The 12,623-nt window shown below is 55.9% G+C and carries 10 protein-coding genes; 4 read left to right on the forward strand and 6 right to left on the reverse strand.

Features of this window, described 5'->3' with window-relative positions:
- Both QNK41_RS13085 and QNK41_RS13090 read right to left on the reverse strand, forming a co-directional pair.
- Positions 1-381: DUF1848 family protein (locus QNK41_RS13085; protein ID WP_319257616.1), on the reverse strand; the 381-nt coding region annotated here is incomplete at its 3' end.
- 23 nt (positions 382-404) lie between these two features.
- Positions 405-749: a hypothetical protein gene (locus QNK41_RS13090; protein WP_319257618.1), complete on the reverse strand. Its 345-nt coding sequence runs from the start codon at positions 747-749 to the stop codon at positions 405-407.
- Between the two features lie 287 nt (positions 750-1,036).
- Here QNK41_RS13090 and QNK41_RS13095 point away from each other — a divergent pair, with 287 nt between their 5' ends.
- From QNK41_RS13095 to QNK41_RS13110, 4 genes are all read left to right on the forward strand, one after another.
- The gene (locus QNK41_RS13095; RefSeq protein ID WP_319257620.1) at positions 1,037-1,783 is read left to right on the forward strand and encodes an N-acyl homoserine lactonase family protein; all 747 of its coding nucleotides are present in this window, start codon (positions 1,037-1,039) and stop codon (positions 1,781-1,783) included.
- A 670-nt stretch (positions 1,784-2,453) separates the two neighbouring features.
- The gene (locus QNK41_RS13100; protein WP_319257622.1) at positions 2,454-4,862 is read left to right on the forward strand and encodes a 3-hydroxyacyl-CoA dehydrogenase/enoyl-CoA hydratase family protein; all 2,409 of its coding nucleotides are present in this window, start codon (positions 2,454-2,456) and stop codon (positions 4,860-4,862) included.
- A gap of 36 nt (positions 4,863-4,898) precedes the next feature.
- On the forward strand, positions 4,899-6,083 hold the full coding sequence (locus QNK41_RS13105) for a thiolase family protein (protein WP_319257624.1): 1,185 nt from the start codon (positions 4,899-4,901) through the stop codon (positions 6,081-6,083).
- A 315-nt stretch (positions 6,084-6,398) separates the two neighbouring features.
- Positions 6,399-7,490 (forward strand): 3-deoxy-7-phosphoheptulonate synthase, encoded by a 1,092-nt coding sequence (locus QNK41_RS13110; RefSeq protein ID WP_319257626.1) that lies wholly within the window; start codon positions 6,399-6,401, stop codon positions 7,488-7,490.
- A 73-nt stretch (positions 7,491-7,563) separates the two neighbouring features.
- Here the strand turns inward: QNK41_RS13110 and QNK41_RS13115 are convergent, their stop codons facing one another.
- The 4 genes from QNK41_RS13115 to ettA form a co-directional block, all read right to left on the reverse strand.
- On the reverse strand, positions 7,564-8,199 hold the full coding sequence (locus tag QNK41_RS13115) for a LysE family transporter (RefSeq protein ID WP_319257629.1): 636 nt from the start codon (positions 8,197-8,199) through the stop codon (positions 7,564-7,566).
- 22 nt (positions 8,200-8,221) lie between these two features.
- A complete protein-coding gene (locus tag QNK41_RS13120; RefSeq protein ID WP_319257631.1) occupies positions 8,222-8,851 on the reverse strand; it encodes a DUF4126 domain-containing protein in 630 nt (209 codons plus the stop codon).
- A 32-nt stretch (positions 8,852-8,883) separates the two neighbouring features.
- Positions 8,884-10,218, reverse strand: coding sequence for a YihY/virulence factor BrkB family protein (locus tag QNK41_RS13125; protein ID WP_319257633.1), 1,335 nt, complete (start codon positions 10,216-10,218; stop codon positions 8,884-8,886).
- Between the two features lie 352 nt (positions 10,219-10,570).
- Positions 10,571-12,253 (reverse strand): energy-dependent translational throttle protein EttA, encoded by a 1,683-nt coding sequence (gene ettA / locus QNK41_RS13130; protein ID WP_319257635.1) that lies wholly within the window; start codon positions 12,251-12,253, stop codon positions 10,571-10,573.
- Positions 12,254-12,623: the final 370 nt, after the last annotated feature.

Below are 12,623 nucleotides of genomic sequence, written 5' to 3' on the forward strand. Positions count from 1 at the left end.
GTCGAAGCGCCACTGGACCGACTCGCTTCCGAACCGGTGGCAAAGCTGCCGGAGTTGGTCGAGCCGTTGATTCAGGTCCGGCACCCCCGGCTCCAGTATCGGTGACCGTGAATTGACGGAGAAGTTGAAAAACAGGTGATAACCCATGGCCTGGAGTTGCTCTCCGTAACGGCCGGTCAGATATGGACCGAAGTTTTTGGACCAGAACACCATGGTGTGAACCCGGTCCGGCGATACGGCCACCTGCTTGACCTGCCGGTTGAAGGGATTGATCACATCGATGACTCCCCGGGCCACCCGGTCCATAAACCAGGCCATATAGAAGGCGGGAATGTCCGTTCGTCTGGAAACGGAAAGAATCTGCTTCGTTTCACCTTTCATGATAAAAAGGGTTGAGCGACCACTTAGCGCTTCAGCTTGTCGGCCAGTGAGATTACGGTGGCCTTGTTATCGGACGGTGCAGGTTGTTGTTCACCGGGAGCGTCTTCGAGCAGGTCGGCAGCTTCCGATTCTGTTTCCGGGCATTCGACGCGCTCCAGACGCATGCGCTTCCCGTTCATGGTGAATTCGTCGCCCATGATATAGCGGTCACGCAGAATCCAGGTGACCACCTGCAGCGGAACCTGAAGCATAAGCAGCTTCACATGATACCAATCCGGTTTGTTGTCTGGAAGAATTGCTTCGATCCTGGCGAAGCTCAAGGGTTGATCCTCAAAATGGATCAGCACAATATCGTTTTCTGTGGCCATATGGCGGTCCTTTGGGGGTAGCCGGAACTTCTAAACGTTAAGCCCTTGCAGCAAGGCAGTGACCTACCATCTTGTTGATGAAAAAGCCAAATGTCAACGGTCGAATGACAAACAGAGGCGTTCCGATTGCGGGATCGCTGGCGCACTGGGCTTCTTGCATAGGGGGCCAAGGGGGGCTGTCAACACGGGAAAGGCGCTCGGGTTAAAAGCGTTGACCTGAAAAAGCATATGCCATAAAATTGGGTTTTACTCGTTTTACAATTGTACGATGCCAAGGAGGCCGGCCGGTGAGCCAGTATCGCATCCATCCCATTGTGATGGGGACCAAGCAGTTCGACAAGGGCATGATGACCTATCAGCAGGATTACGGCAAGCCATATACCATTCCTATCTATTGCTGGTACCTGGAGGGTGGGGATAAAACCATTCTCGTGGATACTGGCGAGATGCACCCTTTGCAGTCTGACGACCGAATCAGGGCCATCGGTGGGCGAATCTATACGTTCGAAGAGGGATTGGCCTTGCATGGTCTGACGCCGGAGGGCATCGATATGGTGATTCACACCCACCTTCATAACGACCATTGCGAAAACGACTACAAATGCACCAATGCGAAGATTTTCGTCCACCCGAAAGAATTGGCGCGCATCCATGACCCCCATCCCCTCGATTTCAGGTACGTGGAGGACTATATCGAGGAGGTGGAGGATAACGGTCAGATTCGACTCGTGGAGTCTGACGGGGAGATTGCCGATGGCGTTCGGGTCATGCACACGCCGGCCCACACAGAAGGTGGCCTGACAGTGCTGGTTGAGACGGCCGGCGGTTTAGCGGCCATTACCGGATTTTGTGTGATTAACGACAATTTCTTCCCACCGAAGCAGATCCTGGCCATGGAAATGGACGTGATACCTCCTGGCACGCATGTGAACGCATACGACGCCTACGACATCCTGATCGAGGTCAAGAAAATGGCCGATATTCTGTTGCCGCTGCACGAGCCGGCCTTTGCCGACGGCAAGCCGATTCCATGACTGAATGTTCATTCATCACTATTTAAGCATTGAGGTATACCCTTTCGGCGGGCCATGTTTGCCTGAAGTGGGAAATTTTCCCCTCCGTTCATCATGGTAAATCGAATTGCCGATATTTGTTCCTGGCCGGCCTGCCGAGGAAGGGAGAGAATCGGTTCTGTTTGCCATGTCGGACATACTGAATTTTAATTCATTTGGCTGGTGGGGGGGCCATCCCCGTTGCAGACCCGGGGCCCGTCATCGTTTGAAAACCTTCTATACAATTGTATTAATAAAAAATTTTAAGCCTCGTTGACGAAAGATGGTATTCAAAACGTTTTGTACTTGACAGCGCGTTTCCTCCTTTGGTAAATGAATGAGCGTTCATTCAGAAAAGGTTTCATTTTCGCTCATCCTTGTCCGGATTAATCGAGGCCTTGATTAAACAAAAAGTCCATAACTGTATCCAGAATCCAGCATTGTGTCCGGGATCTTGTTAGACCCAGGCAGGGAAGAGCGAAATCCCGGTGGTTTCCGGCACCGGCCATTTTATGGCAATACCGGTCTCAGGCGGTGCCGGAGACCACCCCCAACCGATTGGTGCCGCGCTGAAATTTATTTCGCGCGGGCGACATATGGTTTACACGCGGTATGATGAATTAAGGGTAACTCAAATCTGCAGGAGGATATCATGACCAGGAAAATCAGGAAGGCAGCGGTCATCGGAAGCGGCGTGATGGGCGGCGGCATTGCCGCGCTTATAGCCAGCGCCGGTGTGAAGACGCTGCTGCTGGACATCGTTCCGTTCGACCTAAAGGAAGAGGAAAAGACCAATCCGGTGGCCAGAAATAAAATCGCCAAGGCAGGGTTCGATTCCGTCCTCATGTCCCGGCCGGCGCTGCTCATGCAGCCCAAGGATGCCGATCTGATCAGCATCGGTAATCTGGAGGACGATTTTGACAAGCTGGCGGATTGCGACTGGATCGTGGAAGTGGTGGTCGAGAACCTGAAGGTCAAACAGGATCTGCTCAAACGGATCGAGCCGGTCAGAAAACCAGGCTCCATCATCTCCTCCAACACCTCCGGTATTCCACTGAAAAGCATGAGCGAGGGGTTGAGCGACGAATTCAAGCAACATTTCCTCGGCACTCACTTTTTCAACCCGGTCCGCTATATGAAACTGCTGGAAATCATTCCCGGCGTGGAGACCCTTCCCGATGTGCTCGCGTTCATGGCCGACTATGGAGAGCGGGTCATGGGAAAGGGCATTGTCTGGGCCAAAGACACCCCCAATTTTGTAGGCAACCGCATCGGCGTCCAGGGCATGGTAAAAACCATGCAGCTGATGCTTGAAGACGGCATGACCATCCCCGAGGTCGATGCCCTTTTCGGACCGGCCATGGGTCGTCCGAAAACCGCCATGTTCAAAACTGCCGATCTGGTGGGCCTGGACACCCTTTTCCACGTGGCCAAGAACACCTACGATCTGGTTCCCGACGATGAGGCCCGGGATGATTTTGTGATGCCCGATTTCGTGGGTAAGATGATCGAGGGCAAGATGCTGGGGAAAAAGACCAAAGCCGGCTTTTACAAGACCGACTTGACTCCCGAATGGAAAAAAATTCGAATGGTTATCGATCCAAACACCTTGGCTCATGCCGAATATGGCAAGGTGGAACTGCCCTGCCTGGCTGCCGCCAAGGCTGCCAAATCCCTGCCGGAAAAGATGAAAGCGGTTGTTTTCGGTGAGGATAAGGGCGCCCGGTTTGCCTGGAAGGCCATTGCCTCCAACTTGATCTATGCGGCCAACCGGATTCCGGAAATTTCCGACACGATCGTTGAGATCGACAACGCCATGCGCTGGGGCTTCAACTTCGAGATGGGCCCCTTTGAAACCTGGGATGCCATTGGCGTGAAAGCCTCCGTCATCAAAATGGAAGCCGACGGCCTCACCGTTCCCGAATCTGTCAAATCCATGCTGGCGGCCGGCAATGACAGCTTTTACAGGCTGGAAAACGGCAAACCCTATTTTTACGATTTTTCCACCGACAGCTACCAGCCGGTGAAAACCAGTCAAAACATCATCACCCTGGCCGGCCTCAAAGCCGACAAAAAGATCGTAAAGACCTCCAAATCCGCCTCCCTGGTGGACATCGGCGATGGTGTCTACTGCCTGGAATTCCACACCAAGATGAACGCCATCAATGGTGAGATCGTCGATTTCATGGCCGAAGGCCTGGACTATGTGGACGCCAACGGTGCCGGTCTGGTGATCGGCAATCAGGCGGGCGGCATGCCCGGGGCATTTTCCGCCGGCGGTGATCTGGCCTTCATGGCCGGACTGGCCAAAGAAGGCAAGTACGCCGAAATTGACGCTTTTCTTAAAAAAGCCCAGACCGGCATGCAGAAGGTTCGCTATGCTAGCTTTCCGGTGGTGGCGGCGCCTTACGGCCTGACACTAGGCGGGGGTTGCGAAGTGTGCCTGGGCGCCGCTGACAAGATCGTCGCCCACAGCGAGCTTTACATGGGCCTGGTCGAGATCGGCGTGGGCCTGCTGCCCGGTGGTGGCGGATGCCTGAACCTGTGGAAAAAAATGACCAGCACCATCCCCGGACCGGTCACGGACGTGGACCTGGCCAAATTCTTCATCCCCACTTTCATGGCTATCGCCATGGCCAAGGTCTCTATGTCCGCAGCCGAAGCCCGGGCGAACGGGTTCCTTGGCCCCCAGGACCGGATTGTGTTCAATCGGGACTACCTCATCGGTGAAGCCAAGAAAGAGGTCCTCAAGATGGTGGACGAAGCCTACGCACCGCCGGTCAAACGGCCCATCCAGGTGCTTGGTGCAGCGGCGCAAGGCATGATCGATGCCGAGCTGTTTAATATGCAGTCGGCCAAATTCGTCAGCGAATACGACGCCTTCCTGGCCAAACGGATCGCTTATGTGATCAGCGGCGGCGACGTTCGCACCAACAGTGCCGTTGACGAAGGGGTCATTCTCAATCTGGAGAGAGAGGCATTCGTTGATTTCTGGAAACAGGAAAAGACCGTGGCCCGCGTCGAGCACATGCTGACGACGGGCAAACCCTTGAGAAACTAATCGAACCGATCGCCTATTAGGAAGGAGGAATATTCCATGAGAGATGCATATATCGTATCGTCCGTCAGGACCCCCGGCTGCCGGAGGGGCAAAGGGGCCTTGAAAGATACCCGGCCCGACGACCTGCTCGCCTTTATCATGAAGGCGGCGGTTGAAAAAACCGGCAAGCTCGAGCCCAAGGACATCGACGATGTCATGATCGGATGCTCTTTTCCCGAGGCCGAGCAGGGCCTGAACATCGGCCGGCTGGCCACCCAGATCGCCGGTTTTCCCATCACCGTATCCGGCGCAACCGTCAACCGCTTCTGCTCTTCGGGACTGGAAGCCATCGCCCTGTCTTCGCTGCGGGTCATGGCCGGCTGGTCAGAGGTTACCATGGGCGGCGGCGTCGAATCCATGACCTACGTACCCATGGGCGGCAACCTGCCCCGCCCTCACCCCGAACATGCCAAAGCCCACGCAGACCTTTATGCGTCCATGGGTATCACGGCGGAAAATGTGGCCAACCGTTACGGCGTGAGCCGTGAAGACCAGGACGCCTTTGCCTACGATTCCCAGATGAAGGCTGTCAATGCGCAGAAGGAAGGGCTGTATACCGAGATCGTGCCCACCCCGGCCGCCAAGTATGTGCTTCAGGAAAACGGCACCTATAAGAAGGAGACCTTCATTCAGGATTTCGACGACGGTGTTCGCGATACCACCACCAAAGAAGGCCTGGCCAAGCTGCGCGCCGTATTTGCGGTTAACGGGTCGGTCACCGCCGGCAATTCGTCCCAGACCACGGACGGTGCAGCGGCTACCATCGTTGCCAGCGGTGAGGCGGTTAAAAAATATGGCCTGAAACCCATCGCCAAGCTGAAGATGTATACCACCGTCGGCTGCGAGCCGGATGAAATGGGAGTGGGGCCCCGCTTTGCCATTCCCAAGCTGTTGGACCTTGCTGGAGTGAAAACCAGCGACATCGGCCTGTGGGAAATCAACGAAGCCTTTGCCTCCCAGGCCCTCTACAGTATCCGTGAACTGGGCCTGGCTGACAGCATGGACCAAATCAACATCAACGGCGGTGCAATTGCCCTGGGGCACCCCCTGGGCTGCACCGGTGCCAAGCTGTGCGCCACCCTGTTGGCCAGCATGCGGCGCAAGGGGGTGAAGTATGGTGTGGAGTCCATGTGCATCGGTGGCGGCATGGGTGCAGCCGCTCTTTTCGAACTGTGCGACTAACCCGTTGGTGAGGTCGCCGGGTTAACCGACAACCATCCAAAAGGCCGCCAATCCTGGCGGCCTTTTTTTGGGTTTGCATCTTCGGGTGCCCTGTGTTAGACGATTATTATCTGAATTGAAAGGCGGCTTGGTCATGCACAAGACAGCAGTTAGCAGCGCAACTTATTTTGGCTTTTATTTTTATTTCAGCCGAGGTGTGCCCGTGGTCTGCTGACCCCCGATAGCAAGGAAGAAGCAAGAGCCGCAGGCGAAACCGTCTGCGGCTTTTTTTTGTCATAAGGCACCGCAAAAAAAAGACAGGAAAGGAAACCCGGCATGGAAAAGACCTATGATATTCGCGTGGAAAAATTTGATCCGCTTATTTCACCGTCCCAGTTGAAAGATCAGCTCCCGCTAAATGAAGCTTCTCACCGAACGGTGGTGGAGGGACGCCGGGCCATATCGAATATCCTGGACGGAACGGATTCCCGGCTGCTGGTAATCACCGGCCCCTGCTCCATCCACGACGAGGCGGCGGCCCTGGACTATGCCCGGCGGCTCAAAGGGCTCAGTGAAACAGTTGCGGACACCATGCTGCTGGTGATGCGGGTATACTTTGAAAAGCCCCGCACCAATGTGGGCTGGAAAGGACTGATCAACGATCCCTGGCTCAACGGCAGTTACGACATCAATACTGGCCTTCAGAAAGCCCGCAGCCTGCTGGTCAGGGTTACTGAAATGGGTATGCCTACCGCCACAGAGATGCTGGACCCCATCGTCCCCCAGTACATTGCCGGGATGGTATGCTGGGCCGCAGTCGGCGCGCGGACCACCGAATCCCAGACCCACCGTGAAATGGCCAGTGGTCTCTCCATGCCCGTGGGTTTTAAGAACTGCACCGACGGTGACTTGTCCACCGCCATCAACGCCATGATCGCCGCCGCCTCTCCCCAGCACTTCTTGGGCATCGATCCGGACGGCCAGACCTGTATCGTTAAAACCACCGGCAACCCATACGCCCACATTGTGCTGCGCGGCGGGTCCAGGCCCAACTACGATACCGTCAGCATTGAGGAAGCCAGGGCCATGCTGGCGGCCAAAGGCCTGACCAAGGCCATCATGGTGGATTGCTCCCACGACAATTCCAGGAAAAAATACACCCTTCAAGGATCGGTGTGGCAGGATGTGGTCAACCAACGCATGGACGGAAACAGCAGCATCATCGGCATGATGCTGGAGAGTAACCTGAAATCGGGAAATCAAAAAAACACCGGCAACCTGGAAACCATGGAATACGGGGTTTCCATTACCGACGCCTGCATCGACTGGGAGACCACCGAACAGTTGATCCTTTCGGCCCACGAACAACTGGGAAGCCTCGGGGTCTCCGGTGTGAACGGTGGACTCGGGCGGTATAAGGTTGGCTAACCCAATCGTTATGTCTGTGCATAAACGTTAGGAAAAAATACCGTGGCCGTTGAGTGAATGCGTCGTCGATCCGTTAAGCGATGAGTTTTTGCATACCGGACCAGGCGAACAGGCAGGAGAAAACGATGAGACAGACGGCACAGGTGCCGATCAAGATGCGGTAGCCCCGGTCGGACAGCAGTTGCCGGCCTTTCCAGATGGCGGTGGAAACGGCTGCATACCAGAACAGGTCTCCCAGGATGTGGCCGGTGAAAAAGGCCACTACACCCATGGTGCCGGCCTTCATGCTGTGAAGAATGTAGCCCAGACCGATGGTCGCCCACCAGATGCTCCAGTAGGGGTTGACCAGGCTCATGATGATGCCGGACAGGATCAGGTTTCTTTTTCCGACGCTGCTGCCATCGGTGACCAGGGTTATGCTCGGCAACGATTTAAGCATGCCGATCCCCATCCACAGCAAAACTGCTGAACCGGCCAGGGCGATGACGATAAATACCGGTTCCATTTTCAGCAGCGGAGCCAGGCCCAAGAGCAGGGCCAGCACCAGTGCCAGTTCCAGCAGCGCGTGACCGACAATGAGCAGTGGACCGGTCATCAGCCCGCGTCGGGAACTCTCACTGATGGTGACGGTCAACAGTGGTCCGGGCATGATGGCCCCGGAAAGGGCCACGATGAAGGATGTTACGAAAAGCGTGATGAAAAGGGTCATGGGAAAATCCTGGAAGAACCGGTCAAACCAACGGCGGTGCTGCCTGCCGTGGCGTGAACAGCTGCTTGATCTTTACCGCCAGCAATTTTATGCCCCGCCACACTTTGGGCAATAGCCAGATCATCAGCAGGATGAATATGGCCAGCAGGACGAGGAATACCCAGGGGTGGTGCACTGCCGCCCAGATACCGCCGATCACCATGATGTCTTCCACGATGGAGGCCGTCCAGTTGGTCAAGGGTTCCGGCGAGGTGTTGATGAGCAGCCGTGAGCCGGCTTTCATGCCGTGGGTGCCGGCGGCCAGGGTTCCGCCTAAAAGGGCCGCTGCCAGGCTCACCGCGGGATTCAACTCGCCCACGGCGCCGGCGGCCAACAGCGCACCAGCCGGAATCCGGATAAAGGTGTGAACCGTGTCCCAGCCAGTGTCCACGCCGGGCATCTTGTCAGCGATAAACTCCACGGCAAACATCAGACAGGCGGCTCCGATAACCAACGGGTTGGCCAGCACCTGCAGGTCAGGCGGCAGGGTCATGTTGCCGGTCACGCTTAAAATGCCCAAGGTGGCAATGGCTGCATAGAGGTTGATGCCGGCGGCCCAGGCGGCGCCCATGGTTAGGGCGATGATCCGGGCAATCTCGTTGACGTTTTCCATGATCGATGACCTCCGGTGGCTCCAGTTGTATTTCAGACATCCTTAAGCAGTTGGTTGGACGCAGATCGATCCAGTTCCGACCGCAATGCCGTCAGGGTTTCGGACAGCGTCTCCGCATCCTGCGAATGGGTCAGCGGACCGCCGTTTCCACCCACATCCTCAAGCGCGGCAACCACGCTGTTGACCGTCAGACTGCCGATGTCTCGGGCCGGCTGAAGCGCATGCCCATCGTCTGAATGGCTGTCGATTCGCACGAGGATGTTTCCTTTTACCAGAAGATCGGACAGGTTGTCCACCAGTGCCGGTGGCAGCGCCAGGTGATCGGCAATCTGCGCGGTCGTCTGAGCCGGCCGGCCCTGTTGAAATAATCTTACCACATGGCGGCAGATCGTCAGGGCCAGAAGCCTGGCCCGGGAGATGCTTATTTCTACTTTCCCGGCCGTTTCATCCATATGGTCTGAATTCTGATAGGCATGAGAAATCTCAGCGCCGATGAGCACGATAAACCAGCTGACCTGCAGCCACAGCAGGAACAGGGGAAGGGCGGCGAAGCTGCCGTAGATGGCGTTGTACTTGGCCACCATGATTTGAAAGTGAATGTAGGCAGCCTGGAGTACCTGATAAGCGGAGCCGGCGATGACACCGGCCAGCAAGGCGCCGTCGAAACGCACCCGGGTGTTGGGCATGATCATATACGTCAGGGTGAAAAGTATCCAGATAAGGGTGTACGGCAGGATTTTAAGGCCTACATAAATGGCAGGACCCGCCATTTGCAGCAGTTCGAACCGGCTAGACATGGCCGCAACCTCGGAAGTGATGAAGACCGTGACGCTGCCGGACATGATCACCAGTATTGGGCAAACTAGCATGATGGTCAGGTAGTCGCTCAGTTTGCGAATAATACTGCGTGAGCGAACCCCCCAGATGTGATTGAAGGAACTTTCGATATTGCCGAGCACCTTGATGACTGCCCAGAAAAGGACGACGACGCCGACACCGGCGATCATGCCGCCTTTGGTGTTGTTGAGCATATTCTGGGCGAATCCGATCACCTGCTCGACTACCTCCTGCTGTGCGGAGAACTGCTCGAGCAGATCCTGCTGCAGTCGTCGCTCGAATCCAAACCCCTTGGCGATGCCGAAAGCCATGGCAGCCACCGGCACGAGTGAAAGCAGCGTAAAAAAGGTCAATGCCGAGGCCCGCAAGGTGCCATGATGCCGTAAAAAGCCTCGAACGGAAAGAATCCCCGTTCGTACCAGCCGGATCAGCAGCCACTGGACGGCCGATTGCTCATTGCGGCGGGCCTTCCAGATGGCGATGGTGAAAAATTCGACGAACCGGGTTAACAGCGTCCTGATTTTTTCCATGATGGCCTGCTTGTTTTGGGTTGTTTGCATGCCGTTTTTGGCTGAGCATTTAGATGGCCTGCCGGGTGTTGTAGATTAATCCGCCACTATCCACATAGTGCTTGAGCACGGCCACGACATCGCTTCGGGCGACGTCCCGAATCACTGCGATGCCTCGGTTTTCTTCTCCTTTTATCGGCCTGTTGTGTCTATTCGGAAATGGTAGATTGTCGTTCAGATCAAGGCCGCAGGGTTATTGAACCCACAGGCGTAGCAGCGCTACGTCGAGGATAGCGCTGAAGCTTCACTACGTGCTCGATAACCTGAGAACACAGATCTGGGCGGCAAGATGCCATTTCGGGATGGACACAATCTATCGCGTCAGCTGCCTGTATTTGATGCGATGGGGCTGATCGGCAGCGGTCCCCAGGCGTTTTTTACGGTCCTTTTCGTAGTCGGAGTAGTTGCCCTCGAACCAGACGACCTGGCTGTTGCCCTCGAAGGCCAGCATGTGAGTGGCGATGCGGTCCAAAAACCAGCGGTCGTGGCTGATGACCACGGCGCACCCGCCGAAATTTTCCAGGGCCTCTTCCAGGGCTCGCATGGTGTTGACATCCAGGTCATTGGTGGGCTCATCCAGCAGCAGCACGTTGGCGCCTGATTTGAGTATGCGTGCCAGGTGCACCCGGTTGCGTTCACCGCCGGAAAGCATGCCCATCTTTTTTTGCTGGTCGGATCCGGAAAAATTGAACCGGGCCACGTAAGCCCGGGAGTTAACCTGGCGGTCACCCAGTGCGATGGTATCCTGGCCGCCGGAAACCATTTCCCAAATATTTTTTTCCGGGTCCAGCACATCGCGGCTTTGGTCCACATAGGCCAGGCTCACCGTCTCGCCGATATCAACCGATCCGCTATCAGGCTGATCCTGACCGGTAATCATGCGAAACAGGGTGGTCTTTCCGGCTCCGTTGGGTCCGATGACGCCCACGATGCCGCCGGGGGGAAGGGAAAATTCCATGTTCTCAACCAGCAGTTTGTCGCCGTAGGCTTTGGTCACGCCCTTGGCCTGGATGACCAGGTTTCCAAGCCGGGGGCCGGGGGGGATATAGATTTCCAGATTCTTGGCCAGTTGCTCGTTTTCCTGATCCATCAATTTTTCGTATGAGGTGATGCGTGCCTTGGATTTGGCCCGGCGGCCCTTGGGTGCCATACGGATCCACTCCAGTTCCCGCTTCAATGTTTTCTGGCGATCGCTTTCGGATTTCTCTTCGTTGGCCAGTCGATTCTGTTTTTGCTCCAGCCATGAGCTGTAGTTGCCCTTCCAGGGAATGCCCTGGCCCCGATCCAGTTCCAAAATCCAGCCGGCCACGTTGTCGAGGAAATAGCGGTCATGGGTGACGGCGATGATGGTGCCGGCGTACTTCTGCAAATGCTGCTCCAGCCATGCCACCGATTCGGCATCCAGGTGGTTGGTGGGTTCGTCCAGCAGCAGGATGTCGGGCTTTTTGAGCAGCAGGCGGCACAGGGCGACCCGCCGTCGTTCACCGCCGGAGATGACGTCCACCGGGGTGTCTCCGGGCGGGCATCGCAGGGCATCCATGGCCATCTCCAGCCTGGCGTCCAGGTCCCAGGCGTCCATGGCGTCGAGCTTTTCCTGAACTTCACCCTGGCGCTGGATCAGTTTGTCCATTTCGTCATCGGACATGGGTTCGGCAAAGCGTTCATTGATCCGGTTGAATTCATCTACCAGATCAACGGTCTCCTGAACGCCCTGTTTGACGATTTCCCGAACGGTCTTGGTTTCGTCTACCAGCGGTTCCTGCTCCAGATAGCCCATGGTGTAGCCCTTGGACAGGATGGTTTCACCGTTGAAGTCCTTGTCCACACCAGCCATAATTTTCAACAATGTGCTTTTTCCGGAGCCATTCAGGCCCAGCACACCAATTTTGGCGCCATAGAAGTAACTCAAGGAGATATCCTTGATAACCGGCTTTTTGTTGTAGAACTTACTGACGCGCATCATAGAATAGATAACCTTATTGGGATCGGTGCTCATCGATCATTTTTCCTCTCAATGAAATGGTTGTGTCGGGTAAAGATGGTTAATCAACACGATATCTTAGCACATCTTTTGTAGCTTTGAACACGGATTTTCGGCAGCGAAAAAGGGAGGGCGGTATTTGGGGGGGCAAACAGGGCAATTGAAGAACCGGACCCGTTAACAGGCGGGCCCGGTTCTTTAGATGGATTACCCCTCGAACATACCGGCCCGGAAGGCCTTGAGGTAGTTCATGCAGAAGTTGTCACGGCCGGCCAGGGCTTCGGCGGCGATGATAGTGGCCATCATGCGGCCGTCCAGCGGGTTGATGATCGCCCCGTCAAGGCCCTTGGCAATCGCCATGGTCATGAAGGTCCGGTTCATGAAC

This window comes from Desulfosarcina sp., assembly GCF_033791525.1.
Taxonomy (GTDB): domain Bacteria; phylum Desulfobacterota; class Desulfobacteria; order Desulfobacterales; family Desulfosarcinaceae; genus Desulfosarcina.